This is a genomic window from Roseateles sp. GW821-FHT09H10 (assembly GCF_059415865.1).
The window spans coordinates 495,863-522,246 of sequence record NZ_JBWKOB010000005.1; the positions used below are offsets into that span (position 1 = coordinate 495,863).

The window sequence follows — 26,384 nt, forward strand, 5'->3', positions numbered from 1 at the left end:
ATTGAAAAATCGCCGCGCCCGCGGGCGCTGCAAGAAGCGCTGCGCGCGGGCACAGCCAGGGAAGCCGCGCCCAGGCGCAGCCAACTATGGATTCTTACCGAGCTTGGCCGCCGCACCCGCACTTGCGGCCACCCGACGTGACGTGGCGCACGGCTACCCCCCCGCCCGAGGGGGGGCTCCAGCATAGAGCTGCGCATAGGCCGACAGCATGCCATCGAGGCTGAACTCCTCGCGGGCGCGCCGCAGCGAGGCCGCCGCCAGGCGGCTGCGCAGGCCGGAATCGTCGACGAGGCGGGCCAGCGCAGCGGCCAGGGCGGCGCTGTCTTCAGACGGCACGAGCAGTCCATTGGCGCCCTCCTCCACCAGCTCCGGGTTGCCGCCGACGGCGGTGGCCACCGGCACGCAGCCGCAGGCCATGGCCTCCAGCAGGGTATTGCTGATGCCTTCGGCCCGCGATGGCAGCGCAAAGATGTCGACCTGGGGCAGCAGTTGGGCGACGTCGCTGCGATCGCCGGGCAGCCAGGCCTGGGCCGTCGCCCCGGCCTCGGCCAGACGCTCGCGCACCGCCTCCAGCAGGGGGCCGCCGCCCAGCATGGCCAGGCGCAGCCGCGGCCAGGCCGTCGGGCAGAGCTCGCGCAGGCGCAAGAAGGCGTCGACGAGGTTCAGCGGGTCCTTGACGGCCTGCATGCGCCCCACGGCGCCGATGACGAGATGTTCGCCACGGCGAAAGGGCCAGGCTTCGGGAACGGCCTCGGCGGGCGCGAAGCGCTGCGTGTCGACGCCATTGCAGATGCGCTGCACCCGGCTGGCCGGGAAGCCGACCGGGCCGGTCAGATAGGTCTGGATGGCGCGCGACAGCGCGACGAAGCGGTGGGCGGGCGTGCCGTAGACGCGCCGGATCAGCTGGTTGCGGCGGCTGACGCCGCCCAGGTCGTCCATGTCCCACCCATGCTCGCTGTGGATGCGCAGCGGCACGCGCGCCGCCCAGGCCGGCCACTGGAACTCCATCGCGCCGATATTGCGCGTGTGCAGCACCGCCGGCCGCAGCTGGCGCAGCAGCCGGTAGACCTGGGGGTAGATCCAGAAGCCCTGCCCCGGCGGCTTGCGCAGCTCGATGAACTGCGTGCCGGGGGCTTTCACGCGCTCCTTGAAGGCGGTGATCTCGGTCACCGCCACCACCGCATGGCGGAACTGGGGCGTGTGGTTGATGACGTTGACGACACCGTTCTCCAACCCGCCGGTGTCGAAGCGGTTCAGCAGATGCACGACCAGCGGCCGCGCATCGGTGCTGACAGCTGGAATCACAGACGCCAGAGGCGGAAGCCCGCGTCGACCAGCGCCTTGCCGTCGAAGGCGGCCTTCACGTCGATGAAGGCGCCGCCCTTGATCAGCTTCTTGCCGATGTCGGCCGGGCTCAGGGCGGCGTACTCGCGGTGCGACACCGCTGCCACGATGGCATCGGCCTGCGGCAGTTCGTCGAAGGGCATCAGGCGCACGCCGTACTCGTGCATGGCTTCCTCGGCCTCGGCCTGGGCATCGGTCACGAAGATCTCGACGCCATAGGTCTTGAGCTCGTTGATGATGTCGATGACCTTGGAGTTGCGCAGGTCGCCGCAGTTCTCCTTGAAGGTCAGGCCCAGCACGTTGACGCGGGCGCCCTTCACATGGCTGCCGCTGGCGATCATGTGCTTGATGGTCTGCTCGGCGATGAACTTGCCCATGCCGTCATTGATGCGGCGGCCGGCCAGGATGACCTGCGGGTGGTAGCCCAGCATGTCGGCCTTGTGGGTCAGGTAGTAGGGGTCGACGCCGATGCAGTGGCCGCCGACCAGGCCCGGCTTGAACTTCAGGAAGTTCCACTTGGTGCCGGCGGCTTCCAGCACCTCGGAGGTGTCGATGCCGAGCTTGTCGAAGATGATGGACAGCTCGTTCATCAGCGCGATGTTGAGGTCGCGCTGGGTGTTCTCGATGACCTTGGCGGCCTCGGCAGCCTTGATGCTGGAGGCGCGGTGCACGCCGGGCTCGACGATCATCTCGTAGACCTTGGCGACCGTGTCCAGCGTCTCGGGCGTGTCGCCGGAGACGATCTTCAGGATCTTGGTCAGCGTGTGTTCCTTGTCGCCCGGGTTGATGCGCTCGGGGCTGTAGCCGACGAAGAAGTCCTGCTTCCACTTCAGGCCGGATTCTTTCTCCAGCACGGGGATGCAGACCTCCTCGGTGGCGCCGGGGTAGACGGTGCTCTCGTAGACGACGATGGCGCCCTTCTTCATGTTGCGGCCGACGCTCGTCGAGGAGCCGATCAGCGGGCGGAAGTCGGGGATGTGGGCCTCGTCAACCGGCGTCGGCACGGCGACGATGATGACGTCGGCTTCGGCCAGCATCTTGGGGTCATCGGTGTAGATCGCGTGCTTGGCGGCCTGGACTTCCTCGTCGGTCAGCTCGCGGCTCGGGTCCGTGCCGCGCTGGCAGGCCTCGACCTTGTTCTTGGCGATATCGAAGCCGATGGTGCGGATCTGCTTGCCGAACTCCACCACCAGGGGCAGGCCCACATAACCGAGGCCGATGACTGCGAGCGTTTTCATGGTCGTTTCCCGTTGCTGTGATTTTTCAAGGCGCGTGATTGTCACTGTTTGCGCGCGGCGTCGCGGTCGCGGACGCCCCGCAAAGCGGTGTCAATCGCGGCCCAATGCTTGTGAAGAAAGTCTCGGACCAGGGCATCGTCGGGCCCGCTGGCCGCCCTGTCGGCGTAGACAAGCACGACGGCCGCATCGTCGCCATGGCCAAGCAGGCTCTGCCAGGCGCCGTAGAGCTTGGCCTGCCAGTCGCGGATGAAGGGCTTGCCGTTGATCCAGTAGATCTGCCAGACCCGCAGGCGTGGCGCCTTCGAACCGTCGCCGCTGACCTGGCTCAATTCCTGGCCGCGCAGTTCGGCGGTCCGCCAGACCAGGCCATCGAGTTCGCCCAGGCCCGAGGCCGTGCGCGTCCATTCCTTTTCCTCTTCGGAATTGACGAGCTCGTTGACCGAGGTGACCAGTTGGCGGCCATAGCGCTGGTCGCGGTAGTAGCCGACATAGACCCCCACCGGCGCGCCGCCCGCGGCCGCCTCGAAGCGGCCGTTCAGGACCGCGGCCGGGTTCATGAAGTGGGGCTTCCAGCTGCTGGGCGCCTCGGCCACCCAGGTCCAGCCGGGCAAGGCGGGCGCCGCCAGCGAAGGTTCGCCGTGGGCACCGGCCCGGACGGCCTGGGCGCGCAGGGCCACCGGCAGCGCCACGAGCAGCAGGCTGACCACCAGGGCCGTGGTGAAACGGCTGGACGACTGCGCGCGCGCTTCGTCGGCCGAGGCCAGCACCGGCTCGGGGTCGGGATCGGTCCAGCGCGCACCGATCATGAACATGGCCAGCATGATGATGCCGAAGAAGACCCAGCCGTAGATGATGTGATCGACGCCGACGGCGAGCTTGTTGCCGGACAGGTGGCCCAGCATGACGATCATGTAGGCGCGCAGCCAGTTGGCCACCAGCGGCGTGACGATGGCCACGGCGACAAAGGCCCAGCGCTTGCGGCTCGTGCGGTAGTTCAGGTACGCGAACAGCGTGCCCACCATCAGCGAGGCCATCAGGTAGCGGATGCCGCTGCAGGCCTGCACGACGGACCAGGAGCCCGACGGGATGATGAACTGCGTGCCTTCGCGGAACACCGGGATGCCGCTGGCGCGCAGCGCGAGCACGGTGAAATCGGCCGTGCGGTCGATGAGCCAGGGCGTCAGGAAATCGCCGAAGGGCACGGCGAAGAACAGGAAGCCCAGCGGGAACATGATGCGCCCGGCGACCGCGGTGCCCAGCAGTGCCGGCACCAGCGCCACGCCCATGCCCAGCAGGGCGAACTGCGTGGCCGCGTTGGCGGCGGCCAGGTCGCCGACCAGCCACAGCACGCCCAGCGGCAGCAGGGCCAGCAGCCACAGCGGCGCCGGCCGCGGCGTGACCGTGGCCAGCTCGACACGGCGGCGCCAGACCAGCCAGGCCGAGATCGGCGGCACGACCCAGGCGTGGGCAAAGGTCTCGGAACGGTTCCAGATCTCGACCATGGCGGCGCCGGTCGAGAAGTACAGTGCCGTCAGCAGCCCCCAGGCCAGAACCAGGCCGAACAGGGGAAGGCGCCAAGGCCTGGGCAGGCTCATCACGCGGCCTCCAGGTGGCGGTCCAGGCCGGCCAGGTGGGCGTCCCAGCTGTAGTGGCCGAGCACGAAGTCGCGGGCCGTGCGGCCTGCGGCGTCGGCGGCCACCGGGTCGGCCAGCAGCGCAGCGACGCGCTCGACATAGTCCGCTTCGGTATCGGCCGGCTGCAGGCCGGGCTGCTGCGCCGTGGTGATCGCTCTCACGCAGCTGCTGGCCGCGACGACCGGCCGGGCCATGGCCATGGCCTCCAGCACCTTGTTCTGGATGCCGCGCGCCAGCCGCAGCGGCGCGACGACGGCCGCGGCATGCTGCAGATAGGGACGCACATCGGGCACGGTGCCGGTCACGTTGACGGCCTCGCTCGCCAGGGCCTGCACGGCCGGCGCCGGGGCGCGGCCGACGATGTGGAAGCGCAGCGCTGGAAAGCGCTGGCGCAGCGCGGGCAGGATGTCATTCGCGAACCAGGTCACGGCGTCGACGTTGGGCCAGTAGTCCATGGCGCCAGTGAACACCAGCGGCAGCTCATCCGGCGTGAAGGGGCTGGCGCGGTTCGCGTCCGGCGTGAAGAAGTCGGCATCGACGCCATTGCCCAGGGCCGCCAGGCGCATCTCGCGCCCCGGGCTCAGCTCGCGGAACAAGGCCACCTCGTTGTCGGTGACGAAGAAGCTGCAGGCCGCCGCATCGGCCACGCGCTGTTCGAAGCCGAGCAGCTTGGCGAACTCGCGGCGGTAGAGCCAGGACATGGGCCAGGCATGCTCGGGCGCGTAGTCGCGCCATTTGGCGGAGTCGACGTCGACGAAATCCACCAGCGTCTTCACGCCCTTCAGGCCGCCGGTGTACTGGGCCATGACGCCGCTGAAGACGACGATGGCGTCGAAGCCCACGCGGGCCGCCGTCTCGTCCACCCAGGCCTGCAGGCCGGCGTCGCGGTAATAGGGCAGGCTCAGGGCCTCGCCGCTCAACAGGCCGCGCAGGCTGAGCAGCTTGGCCGAGCGCGGGCTCAGGCGGGCGGCGTGCATGCTCTTGCACAGGCCCTGCACGCGCGGCAGGTGCTGCTCGTCGTCGGGATCGTCGATGAAGGTGCCCAGATGCACCTCGTGCCGCGCCGCCAGATGCTTGAGCAGATGGTAGGAGCGCACCTTGTCGCCCTTGTTGGGCGGGTAAGGCAGGCGGTGGACGAGGTAGAGGATCTTCAAGCGCGGCCTCAACCCAGGTTCTTGACGATGAAGGGGCCCAGCCAGTTCGCCACGCCGATGGGCAGCTTGCGCCACATCTTGATCATCAGCTGGTACTTGGGGTTGTTCGGGTTGTTCTGGGGAATCGCGTCACGCTTGAACAGCCGGTACTCATAGGACAGCGGCTGCGGCTCGAAGCCCCAGTTCTTCTTGAAGGCATAGGGCCCGGTGCCCTGCTTGCTGCGGCCGTAGTCGAAGACCTTGAGGCCGCGGGCGCAGGCCCGGCGCATCAGCTCCCAGTACTTGAAATCGTTCGCCGCCAGGTCGCGCGCCGCCTCGTCGTCACCGGCGTAATAAGGCAGGCATTCGTCGCGGAAGTAGAAGGTCAGCACGGTGGACAGCGGCTTGCCGTCGGGGGCGGTGACGGTCAGCACCTCGGCGTCGGGGCCGAACTCGTCGAGCAGGGACTGGAAGTATTTCTTCGGCATGGCCGGCGTGCCGTGGCGGTGCACGTTGTCGGCGTAGAGGTCGAAGAAGCGGTCGACGTTGGCGTCGATCTCCGCCCTCAGCTCGTTCTTGATGCCCTTGCGCACCATGGCCCGCTGCTTGCGCGGGATGGCCAGCATGTTGGCCTCCTCGTCGGCCAGGATCTCCTTGCGGAAGGTGACGTAGAGGTCCTGACGCGGCCAGTCGGCGTGGCGGGTGGGGCCGAGGTTGCGGTATTCGAGGTGCTCGGCGCCCTGCCCTCGCGCAATCTTCTCGGCCTCGGCTTCCAGCGCCGCGGCGGCCTCATCGTTCAGCGCGGCGACACCGCCGTAGACGCCGAAAGGCAGGCTGGACACCGAGTGGCCAAACAGCCGGCTCTTGACCTCGGCCAGGGGCAGCACGCCCTCGATGACGCCGTCACGCTCGGCATAGAGGAAAAAGCCCTTGTGGCCGAACACGTTCTCGATGATGCGCAGCCAGCCGCTGCGATGGAAGAAGGTCGACTGGGGGTGAGCGAAGACGAACTCGTCCCAGCGCGCGGACAAGGCTTTGTCTTGCGCGGCCAGGCGCGCAATGCGAAGGGCGTCCGGCATTCAGGCGCTCTGGGGTTCGGCTTGGGCGCCCACGCCACGGCCGAGGAAGATCTCGTCCATCCGGCCCCAGCGGAAATCACCTAGCAGGCGCGCGATGCGGTCGTGGGTGCGCGGGATGTTGACGTAGTGGCGGAAGCGCGTCTTGGCGTTGATGCCAGGGATGCGCGGCTGGTCTGCGTCGATCTCCCAGGGGTGGAAGTAGAAGACCGCCGGTTCGCCGTCAATCTCGTTGACGCGGCGGATCATCCAGCGCGACAGCGCATAGGGCAGCAGGCGGAAATAGCCGCCACCGCTGCTGGGCAGGTTGCGCGAGCCCATGCGCACGGTCGTGACGGGGATCTCGAGCAGGCCCTCGCGCACCGGGTAGGCGAAGCGCGGCGAGTCGGGCATGCCGTAGTGGTCGTGGGCGATGGGGTAGACGCTGGACGAGTAGCGGTAGCCGGCCTCGCGCAGGGTGTCGAAAGCCCAGAGGTTGCCCTTGCCGATGGAGAAGCTCGGGGCGCGATAGCCGACGACGGGCACGCCGCCCAGGTCTTCCAGCATCTTCTTGGCGCGCGTGATGTCGTCCAGGAAGGCGGTCGGGCTGAGGTCGCTGGCGCGCTCGTGGCCGTAGCCGTGGCTGGCCAGTTCATGGCCGCCGGCCACGATGGCCTTGACGACCTGCGGATAGCGTTCGGCGATCCAGCCCAGCGTGAAGAAGGTGGCCTTGACGTTCTTCTCGGCCAGCAGGGCCAGGATGCGCTCGATGTTGCGCTCGACGCGGCACTCCAGGCCGTTCCAGTCCTCGCGCTTGATGTAGGGCGCGAAGGCGGAGACCTGGAAGTAGTCTTCCACGTCGATGCTCATCGCATTGCGCAGGGCCGGGGTCTTGGTGGGCATCAGCATGATCAGGACTCCATCAATGCTGCTTCACGGCATCGACCAGCTTCTGCAGCAGAGCCAGCGTCTGCAGGTTGATGCGCTCCAGGCGCATCATGCTGCGCTCCAGGCGCTGCAACCTGTCGGTGTGGTGGTCGGCGTTCAGCGCCGCGATCTCGGTGGACAGGCCATCGACCTCGGCCACGCTGAGCTTGAGCTTGGACACGTCCAGCGCGCCGGGCGCGCTGTCCAGGGCCCCGGGGCGGCTGTCGGGCAGCTTGGCCGGCACGCTGTCCAGGGGGCTGGCGTCGCTGTGGCGCGGCGTCTCGCTTTCCTGGGCGATGTCGCGCAGCACTTCCTTCACGTCGGCCAGCGTCAGGTGGCTGCGGCCCTGCATGAAGCCCAGCAGCAGCAGGCGGTCGCACAGGCGGTTGATGCGGCGCGGGATGCCGTTGCTGGCCTTGTGGATGGCCGGGAAGGCGTCGTGGTCGAAGGTGGGTTTGCCGGTGGAGCCTGCGCACTTCAAGCGGTGCTCCATGTAGCGCTGGGTCTCGTCCTCGTCCAGCGGGCCGATGTGGCAGGTGGCCGCGACGCGCTGGCGAAACTGCTCCATCTCGGGCTTTTGCAGGATGCCGCGGAACTCGGGCTGGCCGACCAGGAAGGTCTGCAGCAGCGACTGGTTGCTGAACTGGAAGTTGGACAGCATGCGCAACTCCTCGACCGCGCGGGCGGTGAGGTTCTGCGCCTCGTCGACGATGAGCAGGCAGCGTTTGCCCTGGGTGACCTGGTTGACGAAGAAGGCTTCCAGCGTCATCAAGAGCTCGGACTTGGGCGCGTCCTTGACGCGCACGCCGAAGGCCGCGCCCACCATGCGCAGCGTGTCCTCGGCATCGAGCTGCGTCGTCACGACATTGCCGATGACGACATTGCTGCGGTTCAGGCTGTCCAGCAGGCCGCGCAGCAGCGTGGTCTTGCCGGCACCGATCTCGCCGGTGATGACGATGAAGCCGTCGTTGCGCAGCACGCCATAGTCCAGATACGCCTTGGCCCGGCGATGCTGCTTGCTGCCGTAGTAGAAGTTCGGGTCGGGGCTGAGCTGGAAGGGCTTGCTGCTCAGGCCGTAGAAGGCTTCGTACATGTCAGTGGCGCCCGGCCGCCCGCAGCCATTGACGCGCCCCCTCGGGGGGCAGCTGGCAAAGCAAGCGTGGGGGCTCTTTCATTTAGAACTGTTGGGTCAAGTTGGCGTAGGCCGCATTTTCGGTATACGGCGTGACACCTTCAGCGCGGCTGTGGCGCGCGCCGAGCTGCACGTTCAGGCGGGTGCCCAGGCGGTTGTTCCAGTTCGCCAGCAGGCTGGTCAGGTTGGAGCGCCGGTTGGCGGCGTCGCCCGACGTCTCCTGGCGCACCGCGGTCAATGAAATACCGGACACGGGCGTGAGCTGATAGCTCGCCGACAGCGAGAAGGAGCGCTGGTCCACCATCGAATTGCTGGCCAGATCGCCCTGGTTCAGCCCGTTGCCGAGGCGCCTTGTCACGGCGCGGCTGACCGTGGCCGTGATGTTGCTGCGCACCCCCTGCACCATGAAGCTCAGCATCTGGTTGCGCAGATGGCTGGGGCCGGTGGACAGGAAGCCCAGGTTGGCAGGCGCGTCGGGCGACAGGCCCAAGGCCGCCAGGGCGGCCCGCGCCTGCGCGTCGCGCTTCACCGGATCGGGCTCGGACGCGAACATCAGATAGAACAGGTCGTAGTTGGTGCGCACGCCGCCGATGGCGCCGGCATTGCCCACCTGAACGCTGCGGGAGTCCGCGAAGCGCCAGACCGAATTGCGCATGCGGTGCTCGAAAGTCAGGCCGTGGCTGTCGCCATAGGTGTGGCTCTGCCAGCTGCCGCCGATGCGGGTGCGCGGGGTGGGCGTCCATTCGGCGCTCACCCCGCCGGTGAAGCCGTTCTGGTTGTCGCGACCCTGGTAGTCGTTGCGCTCCTCGCCCACGTTGACGCTGGCGAGCCAGTCCGGGTTGGGCCGATAGTTCAGCCCCGCCATCGCCGAGCTGATGCGGTTGGTCGGCGCACTCTTGGGGCGGAACTGCTGCGTGCTGGCCTGCATATACCAGCTCAGCACCCCGGCGCTGAGCTGGGTGATGCGCAGCGTGCCGCCCGTGCCATGGCTGTCGCCGATGGCGCTCTCGCGCACCTCGGTCATCGAGAAGTTGCCGCGCAGATCCACGCTGGCCAGGCCGCCGAGCTGGCCGTGCAGCAGCGGCGAAACCGTCAACATGCCGGTCTCGCGCCGATTCGGATTGGCCAGGGCGGCATCCTGCGTCGGCGTGGACTGCAGGCCGAACGCCGACACGCTCTGCTGGCCGATGCTGGCCTGGACATCCACCAGCAAGGTGCGAGGAACGATCTCGGCATGGCCATTGGCCGTCAGCGCGTTCTGCACCCGCGACCCATAGCTGGTCTTCACATAGGTGACGCCGCTGAGGGAATAGTCCAGCGCGCCGCGCAGCGAACCGCTGTTGCTCACGATGCTGATGCCGGGAGAGATGGTCGTGATGACGGCCCCATCCTTCTCGTTGTCGTTCAGGCGCAGGTTGTCGGTCACCGTGACCGCGACGCCGATACGCGGCTGGATGGCGCCGCGACCGGCGCCGCCCCCTTCGCCCTGTTGGGCCTGGGCCGCCAGCGCACAGAGAGCGAGGGCCAGAGGCAGATGGCGCAGCTCAGGTCTGAGCCGAGTCATTGCTGCCATATCCGTAGCCGTAGCCGTATCCGTATCCGTAGCCATACCCGTAGCCATAGCCACCGGCGGCATTCGGGCTGGCCTGGTTGAGCAGCATCATCTTCACCGGGCAGTTCTCGATGGCGGCCAGGGCCTGCTGGACGGCGCTCTGCGCGGTCTTCTCGGCATGCACGACGATGACGATCTGCCCCATGTGGGAAGCCAGCACCCGCGATTCCGTCGTCAGCAGCAGCGGCGGCGAGTCGAAGATGATGATGCGGTCGGGATAGCGCTTGGCCATGTTGTCCAGCAGATGGCTCATCGAGTCGCTGGCCAGCAGTTCGGTGGCGCGCGGATGCGGCGTGCCGCTGGGCAGGATGGTCAGCTTCTCGACATTGGTGCGCAGCAGCACCTCGGACATGTCGACGCGCTCTTCCAGCACGTCGAGCAGGCCCGGTCCCTGGGGCAGGCCCAGCATGCGCAGCACCGAGGGCCGCGCCACGTCGGCGTCGACCAGCATGACGGTGTTGTCGAGCTCGGCCGCGATGCTGAGCGCCAGATTGATGGAGGTGAAGCTCTTGCCCTCGCCGGCCAGCGCACTGGTCACCATCATCAGGTTGGCGTGGTTGATCGTCGCGGCGCCCTTGCCCATGGCGTTCTTGATCAGGGGACGCTTGATGACGCGGTACTGGTCGCCGGTCTGGGAGCGCGGCGTGTGCGGCATCAGGAAGCCCTGGGCGGCCAGGGCCACGACGTCGAGTTCCACCCGCTTGGAGGACGGATGGTGGCCATCGTCCTGGAGCGTGATGCCGACATGGGGCCGAGGTGCGGCAGCCGGGGGGGCGGCCTCCACGGCGGCTGCGGCCACGACGGGTGCCGCCGGCGGCTCGACAGCGGCAGGCGGCGCGGCCTGCTCGTCGCCCGGCAGGACGACGCCCGCCTGACGCAGTTGCTCGAGCCGCTGGGCTGCTTGTTCAATCAGGCTCGTCATGTCAAACCACCTGCCGGCTCAGTTGCACAGCCAAGACCGTCAGTGCGACGGCAAACATCGCCAACAGCCCACCGGCCCCGGCCGAGAAACGGATCAGATCGACGCGCTGGCGCGCACGGTCCGCCTCCGTGACGAGACGGGTCACGACGCCCAGGATGGGCAGCTCGACACGGGCGCGCAGGTCGTTGGCATCATGGAAGACAGGGCGCAGCTGGCTGGCGGCGAAGGTCGTGAACAGACCCACGCCGAGGGCCGCGGCCATGGCGCCGGCCAGCAGCAGCAGGCGGTTGGGCGCCACCGGCTTGGGATTGGCGCGCGGCGGGTCGATGACGCGGAAGTCGGCCACGCCGGAGGCCACGTCAAGCTCGCCGGAGATGGCGGCCTGCTCGCGGCGCTGCACGAGGTCCTCATAGTTCTTCTTGTGGATCGCATAGTCGCGATTCAGCTGGGCGGCCTCGGCTTCCATCTGCGGCGCCGTCTTCAGCGCCGTCAGGGCCTGCGAATAGCGTCCCTGGTACTCGTCGACGCGCGCGCGCAGGGCGGCCACCTGGACCTCGGTCGTCGCCATGATGCGCACGAGCTCTTGCGTGGCCAGGCTGCCACCGCCCTGGCCGACCGATGCCGTCGGCACGTTCATGGCCGCCTTGCGCAGTTCGGCCTGCTCACGCTTGCGCTGCTCCTCGAGATCCTTGATGAGCTTACGCGTCGCGATGATGTCGGGGTGCTGGTCGGTATAGCGCTGCAGCAGGGCGTCGAGGTTGCGCCGCTGGTCCGCCAGGCGCGCATCGAGTTCGGGCGTGCTGACGACGGCGGTGGATTCCTGCATCAGGCTCTGCGTCGTCGTCTGCGTGCTGCCGCCGCGGGTCTTCTCGGCCTCCAGCTGGGCCTTGGCGGCGTCGCGCGCGTTGACGGCTTCACGGTACTCCAGGCGCGCGCGCTCCAGCTGGGCGCTCAGCTCCGCGATATGAGACGCGGAGTCCTTGCCATCGCCGGCCATGCTGGCCAGGTTCTTGAGGCGGAACTCCTTGAGCCGCGTCTCGGCCTCTTCCAGCTTGGTCTCGTAGGCCTTGATCTGCTCGTTGATGAAGGTCGTGGCCGTGGACGTGCCCTGGCGGGTCTGGCCCAGGCTGGATTCGACAAAGATCGACACCAGGGACTGCACGACGCGCTTGGCCGTTTCCGGATCGCTGTCGCGGTAGCCGAGCATGTAGAGGTTGTCGCGGCCGCTGCTCTGGATGGACAGGTTGCTCGTCACGGTCTCGATGGTCGCCTCCTGCTGGGCCTTGGACTGGTTCTTCAGGTCCAGGTCGGCCATGCGGACGAGCTTCTCGACATTGGGACGGCTGATCAGCGTGCGGCTCAGCATCGTCACCTGCTGCTCGACATTGGGCTGGACGGCCAGCCCGGACATCAGCGGCTTCAGGATGGACTGGGTGTCCACGAAGATGCGGGCGCTGGCCTCGTAACGGTCAGGCAGCACGAAGACCACCACCGCGCCGACGACGCCGGCCACCCAGGCGACGACCAGTCCGACCCAGCGGTACTTCCACATCCGCCGGACGATGATCAGAAGCTGAGCAATCAGCAATTCCATGGGAGACAGTCTCGGTTAAAGCTAAGGCTGGGACGGCGGGCGTGAGCCGCCGGTCCTTCAGGGATCAGAACAGGCTCTGAGGAATGATGAGGATGTCGCCCGGCCGCATCTCGACATTGGCGGACACGTCGCCGCGCTTGATCAGGTCCTTCAGACGCACCGAGTACTGCTTGTTGCCATCGGCCGTGCGCAGGATGGTCGCGCTGTTGCCGGCCGCGAAATCGGTCAGGCCGCCGACGGCGATCATCACGTCCAGCACCGTCATCTTCTGCTTGTAGGGCAGGAACTGCGGCTTGGCCGCCTCGCCGACGACGCGGATTTGCTCGCTGTAGGGGCCGATGAAGTTGGTGACGATGACGGTCACGACGGGGTCGCGAACGTATTTGCCGAGCTGCTTCTCGACCTCGCGGGCCACCTGGACCGAGGTCTTGCCCTGGACGACCATCTCATCCACCAGCGGGGCGGCGATCTTGCCGTCCGGGCGAACCGGCACCGACATCGACAGCTCGGGGTTGCGCCAGACCTGGATGTTCAGGTTGTCGCCAGCGCCGATGACGTAGCTGTAATCATCACTCGCCACAGCCGCTGGCGCCGGAGGAAAGTTCGTGCTGGCGCAGCCCGCCAGCACGCCGACGGCCATGACGGCCAGGGCGCGCGCCCAGAGCCCCGCTCCCCAAACCCGGGACACCTGCTGCGTGCCCCTTGCCGACGTCATTTGCGCATCACGGTTGTAAGAAGCGTTCAAGGCGGGTCCTCTTTGGGTCTGTTCATCGACGGCCCTTGCATTCATTGCAATCGAGAGGAACGGCAAAACCTGCCGTCGCCCCGGGCCAAAGCCTTGGAATGATGCCATAGGCCTACCCCCTGGCTGGCAACCTAAATCGGGGGCCTGCCGGGGCAGGCGCGGACTTTCACACGCTCAGTCGCGGGGGGCTTGAACCAAGTTGTAGCGACCCGGCGCGATCAGATTCTCCGGATCGAATACCGATTTCAACGCCCAGGCCGTGCGCCAGAACGGATCCTGGGCATCCACCACGTCTTCCATCATGTCGGCCCGGGCCCGATACACCTCCAGGCCACGGCTGCGTAAATATTCCCGGAGTGCCCGCGCGCAGGCCTGCGCGTTCGCGGTCGCCGCCGCATCGCTGCGGTCAAACAACAGATTGGCCACCGCCACCAGCGAGGTCGTCGTCTCGATATTCAGGGTGATATAGAGCTCATGGCTGAAACCCGCGGCCACCGATTTCATGCCCTCGACCACGCCGACCACCGCAGCCCCATCGGTTGGCAGCGCGGGGTTGATGAATATCAAGCCGCAGCGCGAGGCGTCCAATTCCCGACCCGGCGATTGCGGCTGGCCATAACGCCAAAGCAGATTGGTGATCGCGGCGTCGGTAGGCCGCCCGTCCGCCAAACCCTGCAAGGGCCGTATGGCGGCAATCGCCGCGGCATTGGCGCGCGCCCAGCCCCAGATATTGCGCAACGGGTCCAGCAAACGAAAACCGGCCGCCAGCTTGGCGTCATCCACCACGGTCAGTTTCGCAATCCCTCCGAGCACCCGCCTGACTTCGGCAATCGCCGCCCTCACCTGGCCGGCACTGCCCGCCACGCCTCCCAGGCTGGTCCATTCATAGGGCGCCACCGTTGCCAGCGCCCGGTCGGCCTCGGCCGCCAGATCCGAGCCCGCCAGGTCGCAGCGCGTTCGCAGGTAGTCGCTGATCCCGGACATCATGCTGGCCCGCGTGCGGGCCTGGTTGCCGACGTGGGTCACGCCACTCATGACACCCAGGCGCTTCAGCAACGCCAGTCCATCCAGGAACTCGCCTAACTTCGAGACATCGCGCAAGGCCAGCGACACCGCCACCGATCGTGCCGGCCGCGGCAGCAGCTTCAGGCAGGCGCTGGTGACGATGCCGTAGTTACCCTGGAAAAACAGGCCGTCCAGCATGGGCCCGAGCCCATAGGGATGGGCGTGCGCCAGCGGCGAATCCTCTCCGAGGCGGCGAAAACCGGTGCGCAGCAGTTCACCACGCCCCGTCACGACCTCCAGCCCGAAAACATCCTCCCGCCGCGGCCCCAGATAGCCCACGCCGCGATCCAGCGCATTGCCGAGGATGCTGGTATCGGGCGACGAGCCCGTCACATTGAAACTCAGCCCCGGGCAGGACCGGCTCAGGAACTCGTGCAACTGCCGCTGCGTCACGCCCGGCTCGATGACGGCCACCGGATTCGCCTCGGAAATCTCCGCCGCGTTCAGGATGCGGTTCATGCCACTCAGGTCGAGCAGCGCCGCGCCGGCCTGTGGCGGCGTGGCCGAACCGTAGCCCCAATTCAACCCGGTCGAGATCGGATAGAGGGCGCGCCGCTGTTGCCGCGCCAGCCTCACGCAGGCCAGCACCTCGTCGACATTCGTGGCATGCCAGCAGTCCAGCTCGCCCCGATCCCAGCCCGTCACATTGGCGGAATTTCGCCGGCTTGCCCCATGTTCACCCTCAGCCATCAGCATCCACCTCCCCATGACACCCGCCCAACCGGGTGTCGGCGGACTTTACAGCGACCACCCGGCGACTCCGAAATGACCGGCAATACGTCACCCAGAAGCACCGCAAGTCATTGTTTTTAAAGGACAACCCTCGACGCGCGGCAAAGCTGGCACGCGACCTGCTTAATACCCATCGTCCGGGGCCGCGCCCCCACCTCTAGCAAGTGAATCAAGGAGATTCAAATGAGCAAGACCCTGAAGACGCTGGTTGCTGCAGCGGCCCTCGCAGTGGCAGGCGTTGCTTCCGCAACCCCCATCGTCGGCATCGCCAACCTGACCATCGGTCAGGTCATCGTCACCAACGGCAACATCGACTGGAACAACGACCCGCTGAACATCGACCCGCCGCCGAACGGCGCCACGTCGACCAGCGGCGACTTCGCCGTCATCAACCTGCGCACCGGCTCTTTCCTGGGCGTTCCGGTCCTGAGCGCCGGCACCATCCGTGACATGGCCAACCCCGTCGTCCTGCCGGGCGAAACGGGCAATGCCTTCGCCATGGGCGTGCTGACGAACTACAGCAACTTCCTGAAGTTCGCCGCCAAGCCGAACTGGATCTTCGACGCCACCTTCCTGGTCCCCGGCCTGGGCGCTTCGCCCTTCACCGTGTCCCAAGTCGGCCCGAACGTCTCCGTCACCATGACCGTCCTGGGCAACGCCTGCGATGACACGTCTGGCGTGGTTGGCGTCTGCGACGCTTCCGACGACAAGACCAAGTGGACCGGCATTTTCAGCGCCCAGTACACCAACACCAACGTGGCTGCCCTGTCGGCAATCATCCTGGGTGGTGGCGCTCTGGACAACAACTCCTGGTCCGGCACCATCGAAGCCAGCCGCATCCCCGAGCCGGCATCGCTGGCCCTGGTTGGCCTGGCCATCGCCGGTCTGGGCGTTGCCAGCCGCCGCCGCGCTGCCAAGTAAATTCTCGGAATCTGGCGCGCAAGCGCCAGCCTGAGCAGAGCGCCCCGCCATGCGGGGCGTTTTTCATTGCGGGTCGGGATTTGTTGGATTGGGCTCCCAGCGCCACAAGGGGCTGCTGTGCAAGCGATGGCTCAGCGAGGGCGTGACGCAGCGCCTGCCGACAGAGCGGCGCCCAGCAGTGTCGCGGCGTCCCGTGCTGGAACGGCATAGCTGATGCCGCTGGGGGCACTGAGCGCGGATTCCCGCGTGCCCTTCACCAGCACCATGCTGACCACGCCGACCACCTCGCCGGACTCCAGATCCAGCACCGGACCACCACTGTTGCCCGGGTAGGCGGTTGCATCCAACTGCAGGACCTCGAAGCTCCCCTCGCGCAACTGCCTGACCGCTCGTTCGCTCAAGCCTTGCGGGCCGGCCGCTGGCGGCACGATGGCCGTGCGCGCCGACACGATGCCGCGGTGAGTGACATGCGAATACCCCAGCACCCCGCCGATCGGGAAGCCGATCAGCGCAATCGCCGTGCCCTCGCGCACCTCGGCAGTCGACAGACGCAAAGCGGGGGCCGCCGGCGCATCGAAGCTCAGCACGGCGAGGTCGCGCGGCTTGTCCATGGCCACCAGCCTGGCACTGCGCAACTGCCATTGCTGCTCGGGCGTCCAGACCTGGATGGCGATACTGCGCTCGCGGTCGATGCGATCGGGCGCCTCGGAGGGAATCACATGCGCATTGGTGATGATGTGGCGCCCGTCCGCGACGACAAAGCCGGTGCCGCGAAAACCAAAGCGCGGGTTGTCCATCAGGCCATAGCTGCCCACCAGCACGACGGAGCGCTTGGCGCGCGCAACCAGATCGGGCAGAGGCTCGGCGCCAAGGCCGCCGGCGCAGCAGGCCAGCGCTGCCGTCGTCACCAGCAGACGGCGACGCTCAGGATTCACAGGTCTCCTGCGACATGCTCGGTTTCCAGCGCGCTGACGGCACGGCGCCAGACCTCATCGGCCTCGTCCACCCGGAAACCATAGAACTCGCCGGTGTCGGCATGGTGATGGCGCATCACCCTGACGTCCAGCGTGGCCTTGTCCTGCACGCCCAGTTCCACCCAGACGGCGCCTTCCGCGCCCACCGGGATGTCCAGCTTGGACTGGGCCTGGAAGCCCGACAGCGAGATCTCGATGACGGTCATCACGATGGATCGCTCGCCGCCCTCGACGCGCACGCGCAGCTCGGCCGGGCAGCGCAGCGAGAAGCGCTGGTGCCGCCGCATCGGATGGAAGCCCGTGAGGGAGCCCCTCATCATGGGCAGAACGGCGCGGAACTCGGGCTGGTCGTAGATGGACCACAGCAAGGCCTTGCGGCGGTCATCCAGCTCCTCGAAGACCTTGCTGCGCTGGTTGAAGAAGTAGTCGAGGATGGGCGGCGTCAGGACCGGATCGTTGGTCGTGAAGTAGCGGCGCTTGGGCAGCTTGATGTGCGGCAGGCGCAGCTGGACGAAATAGTTGTGGAGGTTCTTGCGGTCCTTGCGCTTGCCGTAGACGCGCCGGAAGATCTCCTTCGCCACCGGCAGGTCCAGCGTCGCGCCGACGGCCGGCGCGCCGTTCGCGAAGTCGTAGTTGTCCACGACGGTCTCCTGCAGCCGCTCAAAAAACAGCAGGGACTCGTAGAGCTCGATCTTGTCGGGGTTGACCGCGATGACGAGGTGGCGCGTATCGAAGTACTCGGTGCAGTACTCGTACATGAACTTCATCAGCGGGAACAGGATGGCGCCGCCAGTCTTGCGGAAGTCCGGGTGCACGGCCAGCGCCGAGATCTCGGCGATCTGGCCTTGCTTGGCCCGCACGTCGCTCAGGTCGAAGACGGACTGCAGCGGGAAGCCGAACACCCCCTCGCGGATCATCGACATGGTGCCCACGACACGGCCGTCGTACTTGGCGCACAGCGTCGTCGTCGTCGGCAGCGCGTGGTACATGGTGACACGCAGGCCGGATGGCGACGGCTTCATGAAGCCGCTGGCGACATAGGCGTCGTGCAGGATGCGGAAGCAGTCTTCCAGCTCCTCCTGGGTCTCCGCCACCTTGAGCTCCAGCCGCGGATCGGGCGCGGGATCGCAATCGATCATGGCCCGGTAGATGCTGAAGCGCGTGTGCTGCGGCAGCCAGGAGAATGCCTTGCGCATCGCCTGGTGGAACCGCTTTCGGAAACTCGCTTGCTTGATCTGCATGCCGGTCGATTCTCGGAAGTTGACGGCGCCCTTCAGCCACCGCCGGCCAGGCCCCTCAGAGAGAGGCCAGGAGCTTTTTGACCTCTTCCTGCTGCGTGAAATTGCCACCCAGGGCCGACAGACGCTGCAACTCGGTACGCGCTTCCGTCTTCTGGCCGTTCTTGATCAGGTATTGCGCCAGGTGCAGCCTGTGCATGGGCTGCTCGGGGTTCAATTCCACCGCCCGCTTCTGCAGAGACAGGGCCTTGTCCAGGTGGCCGGTCGCGGCCTGAATCTCCGCCGCAGTATCGATCACGGCCGGGGTGTTCGGGGCGAGCGCCAGCGCTTTCTCGACCATGTCAAGGGCACCCGGCTTGCCGCCGCGGTGCAGCAGCCAGCCCAGGTTGTTCAGCGCGATGGGATTGCCCGGCTGGGCAGCGACGACCTTGCGGTAGCGCAACTCGGCCCGCTCGAAGTCCTGGCGCGCCATGGCCTGGTCGCCCAGGTAGAAATTGAACAGGGCCGAATCACCCTGCTTGGCCAGCACGGCGGCTTCCAGCTTGTCGGCTTCCGCGGCCAGCCCCCCGCTGAGCAGAGCGCGGTGCAGCTTGATCGCCGTGTCTTCGGCAGGCCGCTTGGCATAGCTCGTCCGCAGGGCGGCGATGGCCGCGGGCCATTTGCCCTGGGACGCCAGCAGATCGCCTTCGAAGGTCCAGCCCTGCGGCTCGTCGGGCAGCTGGGTCTGGACGGTCTTGGCCAGTGCCAGGGCTTCGGCGGACTTCCCCGTGCGCGACAGGAGCGTGATCAGGCGCACCTGGGCAGGCAGGTGATCGGGCTTCATCGCCAGCACCTTGCGCAGCTGCACGATGGCCGCCGGGATGTCCTTGCGCGCTTCATGCAGCTCTTCCATGCGCATCAGCGGCTGGACGGCGTTGGGCTGCAGGGTCGCCATCTTGCTGAAGGACTGGGCCGCCTGGTTGTAGTTGCCGGTCGCCGACTCGGCGACGCCCAGGGCCTCGTGCAGGAAGGGGTTGTCCGGGAAACGGCTGACTCCCTCGTTGGCGGCCTGGAGGGCTCCCTTGGCATCGCCGATCTCCAGCAGATGCGAGACCAGGCCAAGGCGGGGGGCCTCGACCTCGGGGAAGCGCCGGATGGCGGCCTCGAGCGCCGTACGCGTCTCGTCGGCCTTGGCGCCGTTGCGGACCTTGGCCGAGATCATGCCCATCAGGGCCTGCACGGACTGCGGGTCCGCAGCCACCACCTTTTCGTAGCGGCCGACAGCCGCGGCCAGCTTGCCTTCCTCGTAGTCCATGGCGGCCAGCGCGGTGGCCGCCGGCAGATAAGCCGCCGAGCGCCGCGCGGCCTCCTCGTAGCCGGCGCGTGCCTTGTCCCGATGCCCGCGCAATTGTTCGATGCGTCCGCGCAGGAAGGCGGCGATCGGCTTGCCCGGCTGCTTCTTCTCGATGCCGTCGACCACGGCCAGCGACTCATCCAGCCGGTTGGCACGCAGATGCGCCATCGCCATGACGACATCGGGCTCCAGGCTGGGGTTGGATTCGGCAAGCACCTTCAGCTCGGCCATGCCCTTCTCGCCGCGGCCCTCGCTGAGGTCGGCCAGGGCCAGCGCCGTGCGGCCGCGCGTGTCGTCCGGGTTGATCTTGACCGACTTGGCATACATACGCTTGGCGGCCTCGCCATTGCCCATCTGCAGATAGGCATCAGCGGCGACGGAATAGACATCCGCGGGGGCGGGGTTGTCGTTGTCCAGCAGCGGCTGCACGAAGCTCAGCGCCTTGCGCGGGTCACCCGCACGCAGCTGGGCGCGCGCCATCAGCACGCGCACCGTGTTCGGCGTGGGGGAGTTGGGCAGGGCCTTGCCCAGGTGGGCGACAGCCTGAGCGTAGCCGCCGCGCTCGTATTCGATCATGCCGGCCAGCTGCAGGAAGCGCGGGTTCTGCGGCGCCACCTTGAGCAGCTGCTGCGACATCTCGAAGGCATTCTTCATGTCGCGCTTCTCGAAGGCCAGCACGGTCTTGAAGTAGCGCCCCTGCAGGCCGCCGGGCTGGACCTTCTCCAGATCGTCGAGCTGCTTCTGCATGCCGTCGAAATCACGCTGGCGCAGCAGCAGCTGGATGACGCCCAGATGTGCGTGCATGTCGGCCTTGTCGAGCTTCAGCGCCTCCCGGTAGGCCGCCATGACGTCGGCAGGCTCACTGCCCGAAGACTGCAGCAGATCCGCCTTGGCGACCCAGGGGCGGCTGGACTCCGGATGGGCCTTCAGCGTCTGCTCGACCTGAGCCAGGGCGCCGGTCTTGTCGCCTGAGACCTGCAGCAGCTGGGCGATCGCCAGCTGTGCCACGACGTTCTTCGGGTCGGCCTTCAAGGCGGCTTCGGCCGCTGCACGCGCCTGGACGAACTTGCCCTTGCTGCCATAGGCGATGGCCAGCGCGGCCTTGAGCTCGGCCTGGCGTTGCGGGACGCGGAGTTCGACATCGGCGTATTCGGCGATGAACTTGTCGTTCTCGCCACGCAGGATCAGCGTGGCGGCCATGACCGGCACCAGTTCGTCGCTGCTGAAACCAGCATCGCGCGCCTTGCTGAGCTCGAGCCAGGCGCCTTGCACGTCGCCCGTTTCAATCAGGGCCTTGCCGAGCAGGAAGCGCGCCTCGAGATTGCTCGAGTCCTTCTGCAGCGCATTCTTGAAGTCGATCGCGGCGGCCTTGTATTCCTTCTTCTCCATGCGCGCCTTGCCGGACGCGACGAGCTGGGGAGCCCCCTCGTCGAAGCATCCCGTCAGCGCGACGGAAGCTGCCAGCAGCACGCCGGCCAGGCGGATCGGCCTCAGGTTGTTGTTCTTCGTCATTTGATCTGCAACCGGTTCATCATGTCGTAAAGGGTCGGGCGGCTGATACCTAACAATTCGGCCGCGCGGACGATGTTGCCATCGGTGCGCGCGAGTGCGGTGATGAGGGCCTGGCGCTCGGCGTTCTCGCGCACGGTGCGCAGGTCCAGCGTCGCGCTGTCGTCGGTCGGCTCGGGCGCTGCCCGCAGGCTCAGGTCGAGCGCCGTGATGCGGTCTTCCTCGCACATGATGACGGCACGCTTGAGCATGTTCTGCAGCTCGCGCACATTGCCGGGCCAGCGATGGACCTCCAGCGCCCGCACGGCATCGTCGGCCAGCGTGGGCACCGGGCGGCGCATCTCGGTCGCGAAGCGGCGCGCGAAGGCGTGGGACAGCAGCACCGGGTCGCCCAGGCGCTCGCGCAGCGGCGGGATCTCGACGACGATCTCGGCGAGGCGGTAAAAGAGGTCTTCGCGGAAACGGCCGTCGGCGATGCGGGCCTTCAGGTCCTGGTGGGTCGCCCCGACGACGCGCACGTCGATCGGGATCTCCTGGCGGCCGCCGACGCGCTCGATGACCCGCTCCTGCAGGAAGCGCAGCAGCTTGGCCTGCAAGGGCATGGGCAGGTCGCCGATCTCGTCGAGCATCAGCGTGCCGCCATTGGCCGTCTCGATCTTGCCCAGCGTGGACTTGGTCGCGCCCGTGAAGGCGCCCTTCTCGTAACCGAAGAGCTCGCTCTCCAGCAGCGTCTCGGGGATGGCCGCGCAATTGATGGCGACGAAGCGGCCCTTGCGCTTGGAGGCGTCGTGCAGGCCCTGGGCCAGCACCTCCTTGCCGGTGCCGCTTTCACCGAGCAGCAGCACGGTGGCGTCGCTCGGCGCCACTTTCTCGATCATGCGGCAGACGCGCTGCATGCCCGGGTCGCGCGTGATCAGGCCGGAGAAGACATCGCTGCTCTGCTGCATCTGCAGGCGGCGGTTCTCCTGCTGCAGCTCGTAGAGGCGGTAGGCGCGCTCGACGGTCAGGCTGAGCACGTCGGGATCGACGGGCTTGGCGAGGAAGTCATAGGCGCCCATGCGGATGGCACGCAGGGCGTTGTCCTGGTCGTTCTGGCCGGTCAGCACGATGACCTTCACGCCGGGGTCGAGCTCGAGCAGCTTCTCCAGGCATTTGAAGCCCTCGGAGACCGAATCGCGGTCGGGCGGCAGGCCCAGGTCCATCGTGACGACGGCGGGGCTGTGGCGGCGGAACTGCAGCACGGCGCTGGCGACGTCATCGGCCGTGACCGATTCGAAGCGGTCCAGCGACCACTTGAGCTGCTTCTGCAGGGCCAGATCGTCCTCGACGATCAGCAGCGTCGCGTGGCGGGGCGTGCTCATTGAACGTCCAGTGCCGTCAAGGGCGCGTCCGCTTGCGCATGGAACAGCGGGAGGAGCAGGGTCACGGTGGTGCCCCGGTTCAATTCACTCTGCACGCTGATCTTGCCTCCCAGTTCCTGTACGTATTGATAGCTCTCGTGGGCGCCTATGCCCATGCCGCTGGCCTTGGTGGTCTGGAACGGCTTGAAGAGTCGATTCTGAATGAAATCCTCGCTCATCCCGCAGCCGCTGTCCTCCACGCGAACGCGGGCCTGGCTGCCCTGGGCATCCAACGTCAGACGGACGAAGCCGCCGGCGGGCGTCGCATCGAAGGCGTTCTGCACCACATGGCCGAGCACACGCTCGACACGCTCGGCATGGCCGCGCGTGCTGACGCCGGGCTGCAGGTCCAGCTCGAGCACCCTGCCCTTGCTGGACGCCGCGGCGGCGAGGCCCTTGGCGATCTGCTCCAGGTCGACGCCGCTGGTCACGCCATGCGGCTTGTCGCCTTCGCGCAGCTGCAGCATCAACTGGCGCATCTTCTCCAGCGAGTTCTCCACGGTGTCCAGCATGTCCTGCTGGAACTCGGGGTTGTCGCGCAGGCGCTTGGCATTCTTCATCATCAGCGACAGCTGGGTGACGATGTTCTTCAGGTCGTGCACGACGAAGGCCGACATGCGGTTGAAGGCGTCGAACTTGCGCGCCTCCAGCAGAGCCTCGGTGGCCTGGGCCTGGTCCAGATAGCCGGATGCCTGGCTGGCGGCCGTGCGCAGCAGGTCGCGCACCTCCCAGTTCAGCTCGACGACCGCGCGCGGCCGCCCCAGCACGGCAAAGCCGATCAGGGCCTCGCGCACCAGCAGGGGCACGAGCAGCCAGCAGCGTGGCTCCTCGGCCAGCCAGGCGGGGAGTTCCAGGCCCGGATAGGCCTCGGGCCGTTCACGGCAGTCATCCAGGTCGACGATCCAGGCACGCTCGCGCCAGAAGCTCGCCAGCGGGCCATCGCGGGCTTCTGTGCCCGCCTGCGCCGGCAGGTTCCAGCGCGCGGCCTGCGTGAAGTCGCCGCCCGCGGCGCGCTGCAGCCACAGCATGCCGCTCGGGCTTTCCACCAGATTCGCCAGCGCCCGCACGACGGTTTCCGCCGTGTGCTGGGCTTCGGCACTGCCGGACAGCAGCTGCGTGAAGCGCAGCCACTCCTCGCGGTAGTCGTAGCGGTAGCTGAAGAAGTTCTTGCTGATGTAGACGCGCAGGCGCGAGCGCATCGAGCCCGAGGCGATCAGCAGCGTCAGCGCCACCAGCGCGACAAAGACCAGGGCCACGGACAGAGCCCGCCCCCACTGGCCGCCGGTGTAGCGCACGTAGTAGCCGACGCCGGCCACCACCAGCAGATAGGCGCCCACCAGCAGCAGGGTCGCCGAGTGGAAGACCGCGGCGCGCGACACATGCAGCTTGCCGAGCCAGTCGGCATGGCGGCGCGAAGCGACATAGAGCAGCGGCACCGCGGCCGCATGGACCAGGGAGCGCACGCTGATGGCATCGCCATCGAAGCGCTGGAACAGCGCGGCCTGCGAGCCGATGAAGAGGTCGAAGACGAAGATGGCGCCCAGGCCCAGGCAGACCGGCTTGGCATTCCAGCGCGCGTCGGCCGTGGCATTGCGCAGCATCTGCTCGACCAGCACCAGGCCGAGCACGGCAAGGCCCAGCGCTGCGAAGGCCTGCGGCCGTGCCAGGGTCTCGGGCGGCACCGTCTCGCCGAGCAGGATCAGCACCAGCTGCACCAGCATCGCGCCCACCACGACGGGGCGCATCCATCCCAGCCCGCCACCCCGGCGCGGCGCCGGCAGCAGCATCAGCATGAAGGTGAACCAGAGCGCGAAACGCAGCAGATCCAGGGTCGGGACGACCCAGGTCGGCAGGCGATCGGACCAATGCCGCGCTCCGTCCACCAGGGCCACGCCCGCCCACACCGAACTGGCCGCCAGGGCCGCCATGAAGACGACGGCGAGCAGGGAGACCGGCAGGTTGCCGCGCCACAGCCGATGCGCGAAATAGAGCGCAAACAGCCCATAGGCCGCGCAACAGATCAGGTCGCCAAGGCTGCTCAAGGACAGAAAGGGTGCGAGCGCCTCAACCATGGCGCCAGGGGCAGAGTCCAGATCGGCAGCGAGAGACATGCGTCATTCAAGCATGCCCCAGGCCATCGGGCATCGGCGCTTACGCCGAAGCGCCGTCGCGCTCAGCGCGCGCCCTTGCCGGTCAGCACCACCGCCACGGTTTCCAGCATGATCAGCAGATCCAGGAAGAGGGAGTGGTTCTTGACGTAGTACAGGTCGTACTGCAGCTTCTCGACCGAGTCTTCGATGGTCGAGCCGTACTCATAGCGCACCTGGGCCCAGCCGGTGACACCCGGCTTCACGCTGTGGCGCACGGCGTAGTACGGAATCTTGCTGATCAGGTCGTCGACGAAGAACTGGCGCTCCGGGCGCGGGCCGACCATGCTCATCTCGCCGACCAGCACATTGAAGAGCTGGGGCAGCTCGTCGATGCGCACCTTGCGGATAAAGCGGCCGACGCGCGTCACGCGGTCGTCGTTCTTGGTGGCCCAGCGCGGCTTGCCATCCTTCTCGGCATCCGTGCGCATGCTGCGGAACTTGATGACGCTGAAGGGCACGCCGTTCAGGCCGACGCGCTCCTGGCGATACAGGACCGGACCGCGCGATTCGAAGACGATGGCCAGGGCCGTGACCAGCATGATGGGCCAGGTCACCGCCAGGATCAGCGCCGCGAAGATCACGTCACAGACGCGCTTGACCGCCGCGCGCAGCATGCCCTGGCTGAAGCCGTCGCCAAACACCAGCCAGCCGGCGTTGACATGCTTGATGTTGATCTGCGCCAGCGTCTTCTCGAAATGGGTGGCGATGTCCACCACGCGCACGCCAGCCAGCTTGCAGTCCAGCAGCTGGCGCAGGGGCATGCTGCCGCCGCGACGCTCGCTGAGGGCCACGACGATCTCGTCCACGTTGTGCTTCAGCGCGGCTTCGGTCAGGTTGGCGCCGTCATTGATGATCTCGCCGCGCGGGACCTCGGGGTTCTCTTCGTTCGGGCCGGCGTAGAAGCCGACGATCTGGGCATGCGGATCAGAGGCGCGCAGCGTATTGCCGACCGTGCGGGCCGCCACGCCGGTACCGAAGATCAGGATGCGGCTGCGCATGCGCGCCTGGGTGCCCGAATGGGCCGCATAGACGCGGTGGACCATCACCGCGGCAACCGCCGCCATGGCCACCAGGGTCAGCAGATCGCGATGGCTGGTGTTGGACGGCACCAGGCTGAAGATGGCATAGGCCAGCGGCAGGCCGAACAGCAGGCCGAAAAGCGCGCGAGCGCAGGACTCGGTGACCGAGCGGTTGTGAACGTGCTGGTAGAAGCCCGTTGCCGAATTGATGACGAACATGCAGCCGGCCAGAGACAGGCCGTGCGAAGCCGCGAAGGGCAGGACGGTCTGCGCCGACTCGCCTTGGCTGAGCACGACGGCGATGACGGCAAAAACAATCAGGCCGAGGTCGAAGAAGACCTGAAGCAAGGTCTGCTTGTGCAGGTAATGGTTGAATATTCGAATCATTTTCATCCCCGATCACTACTACCTGGCGCTTGCCGCATCTGCATTTCGATCAACGAAACTCGAATCAAATATCGATATTCCATTCACCCCAGTGCGGTGGCCGCTGTCGCATCGCCGACTTGACGCCGGCCCGGACCGCGCGTCCCCTGGGGGACCGCCTGGCAGGCCCTGGATTGCCCTTTTGGCCTCACGCCGCAACGGCCATATCCGACCTGCCCTTGATCGCGCCGGCATCATGCCTCTCGCACCCGGGCTTGAAAGCCCCCCGTTTGGAGGGTGCTTGCCCCTTGAATCCGCGTCCTGGGACAGGCTGCCCGCGA

Annotated in this window: 19 protein-coding genes; 1 reads left to right on the forward strand and 18 read right to left on the reverse strand. The window is 67.2% G+C overall.

What is annotated here, in order from left to right; all coding sequences use genetic code 11:
- Nucleotides 1-153: 153 nt before the first annotated feature.
- The 12 genes from AC07OY_RS23440 to AC07OY_RS23495 all read right to left on the reverse strand — a co-directional run bounded on the left by AC07OY_RS23440 (nt 154) and on the right by AC07OY_RS23495 (nt 15,097).
- Nucleotides 154-1,305 carry a TIGR03088 family PEP-CTERM/XrtA system glycosyltransferase gene (locus AC07OY_RS23440; protein WP_495044983.1) on the reverse strand — a complete coding sequence of 384 codons (1,152 nt, stop codon included), beginning with the start codon at nt 1,303-1,305 and terminating at the stop codon, nt 154-156.
- Nucleotides 1,302-2,582 carry a nucleotide sugar dehydrogenase gene (locus AC07OY_RS23445; RefSeq protein ID WP_495044984.1) on the reverse strand — a complete coding sequence of 427 codons (1,281 nt, stop codon included), beginning with the start codon at nt 2,580-2,582 and terminating at the stop codon, nt 1,302-1,304. The genes AC07OY_RS23440 and AC07OY_RS23445 overlap by 4 nt, the downstream gene beginning before the upstream one ends.
- Before the next feature lie 41 nt (nt 2,583-2,623).
- Nucleotides 2,624-4,177 (reverse strand): exosortase A, encoded by a 1,554-nt coding sequence (xrtA, locus tag AC07OY_RS23450; protein WP_495044985.1) that lies wholly within the window; start codon nt 4,175-4,177, stop codon nt 2,624-2,626.
- Nucleotides 4,177-5,370, reverse strand: a complete 1,194-nt coding sequence (locus AC07OY_RS23455) for a TIGR03087 family PEP-CTERM/XrtA system glycosyltransferase (protein ID WP_495044986.1) — start codon at nt 5,368-5,370, stop codon at nt 4,177-4,179. The genes xrtA and AC07OY_RS23455 overlap by 1 nt, the downstream gene beginning before the upstream one ends.
- Nucleotides 5,371-5,378: 8 nt before the next feature.
- Nucleotides 5,379-6,428: a FemAB family XrtA/PEP-CTERM system-associated protein gene (locus AC07OY_RS23460; RefSeq protein ID WP_495044987.1), complete on the reverse strand. Its 1,050-nt coding sequence runs from the start codon at nt 6,426-6,428 to the stop codon at nt 5,379-5,381.
- Nucleotides 6,429-7,313: an XrtA system polysaccharide deacetylase gene (locus AC07OY_RS23465; protein ID WP_495044988.1), complete on the reverse strand. Its 885-nt coding sequence runs from the start codon at nt 7,311-7,313 to the stop codon at nt 6,429-6,431.
- A gap of 13 nt (nt 7,314-7,326) precedes the next feature.
- On the reverse strand, nt 7,327-8,424 hold the full coding sequence (locus AC07OY_RS23470; RefSeq protein ID WP_495044989.1) for an XrtA/PEP-CTERM system-associated ATPase: 1,098 nt from the start codon (nt 8,422-8,424) through the stop codon (nt 7,327-7,329).
- 82 nt (nt 8,425-8,506) lie between these two features.
- Nucleotides 8,507-10,027, reverse strand: coding sequence for a TIGR03016 family PEP-CTERM system-associated outer membrane protein (locus AC07OY_RS23475; protein WP_495044990.1), 1,521 nt, complete (start codon nt 10,025-10,027; stop codon nt 8,507-8,509).
- The gene (locus tag AC07OY_RS23480) at nt 10,008-10,997 is read right to left on the reverse strand and encodes an XrtA-associated tyrosine autokinase (RefSeq protein ID WP_495044991.1); all 990 of its coding nucleotides are present in this window, start codon (nt 10,995-10,997) and stop codon (nt 10,008-10,010) included. Before AC07OY_RS23480 ends, AC07OY_RS23475 begins: the two co-directional genes overlap by 20 nt.
- A gap of 1 nt (nt 10,998) precedes the next feature.
- Nucleotides 10,999-12,591, reverse strand: a complete 1,593-nt coding sequence (locus AC07OY_RS23485; RefSeq protein ID WP_495044992.1) for an XrtA system polysaccharide chain length determinant — start codon at nt 12,589-12,591, stop codon at nt 10,999-11,001.
- A 64-nt stretch (nt 12,592-12,655) separates the two neighbouring features.
- On the reverse strand, nt 12,656-13,231 hold the full coding sequence (locus AC07OY_RS23490; protein ID WP_495045059.1) for an XrtA/PEP-CTERM system exopolysaccharide export protein: 576 nt from the start codon (nt 13,229-13,231) through the stop codon (nt 12,656-12,658).
- 279 nt (nt 13,232-13,510) lie between these two features.
- Nucleotides 13,511-15,097: an FAD-binding oxidoreductase gene (locus tag AC07OY_RS23495; protein ID WP_495044993.1), complete on the reverse strand. Its 1,587-nt coding sequence runs from the start codon at nt 15,095-15,097 to the stop codon at nt 13,511-13,513.
- Nucleotides 15,098-15,316: 219 nt separating this feature from the next.
- On the opposite strand from AC07OY_RS23495, the gene AC07OY_RS23500 reads away from it, so the two are divergent.
- On the forward strand, nt 15,317-16,054 hold the full coding sequence (locus AC07OY_RS23500) for a PEP-CTERM sorting domain-containing protein (protein ID WP_495044994.1): 738 nt from the start codon (nt 15,317-15,319) through the stop codon (nt 16,052-16,054).
- A 131-nt stretch (nt 16,055-16,185) separates the two neighbouring features.
- On the opposite strand, the gene AC07OY_RS23505 is transcribed toward AC07OY_RS23500, so the two are convergent.
- From AC07OY_RS23505 to AC07OY_RS23530, 6 genes are all read right to left on the reverse strand, one after another.
- Nucleotides 16,186-16,989, reverse strand: a complete 804-nt coding sequence (locus AC07OY_RS23505; RefSeq protein WP_495044995.1) for a trypsin-like peptidase domain-containing protein — start codon at nt 16,987-16,989, stop codon at nt 16,186-16,188.
- On the reverse strand, nt 16,986-18,224 hold the full coding sequence (locus AC07OY_RS23510) for a PilZ domain-containing protein (RefSeq protein ID WP_495044996.1): 1,239 nt from the start codon (nt 18,222-18,224) through the stop codon (nt 16,986-16,988). Before AC07OY_RS23510 ends, AC07OY_RS23505 begins: the two co-directional genes overlap by 4 nt.
- A gap of 100 nt (nt 18,225-18,324) precedes the next feature.
- Entirely contained in the window at nt 18,325-21,111 is a 2,787-nt protein-coding gene (gene prsT / locus AC07OY_RS23515) for an XrtA/PEP-CTERM system TPR-repeat protein PrsT (protein ID WP_495044997.1), read from the reverse strand.
- On the reverse strand, nt 21,108-22,469 hold the full coding sequence (gene prsR / locus AC07OY_RS23520; protein WP_495044998.1) for a PEP-CTERM-box response regulator transcription factor: 1,362 nt from the start codon (nt 22,467-22,469) through the stop codon (nt 21,108-21,110). Before prsR ends, prsT begins: the two co-directional genes overlap by 4 nt.
- On the reverse strand, nt 22,466-24,550 hold the full coding sequence (gene prsK, locus AC07OY_RS23525) for an XrtA/PEP-CTERM system histidine kinase PrsK (RefSeq protein WP_495044999.1): 2,085 nt from the start codon (nt 24,548-24,550) through the stop codon (nt 22,466-22,468). The genes prsR and prsK overlap by 4 nt, the downstream gene beginning before the upstream one ends.
- Before the next feature lie 131 nt (nt 24,551-24,681).
- Nucleotides 24,682-26,064: a TIGR03013 family XrtA/PEP-CTERM system glycosyltransferase gene (locus AC07OY_RS23530; protein ID WP_495045000.1), complete on the reverse strand. Its 1,383-nt coding sequence runs from the start codon at nt 26,062-26,064 to the stop codon at nt 24,682-24,684.
- Nucleotides 26,065-26,384: the final 320 nt, after the last annotated feature.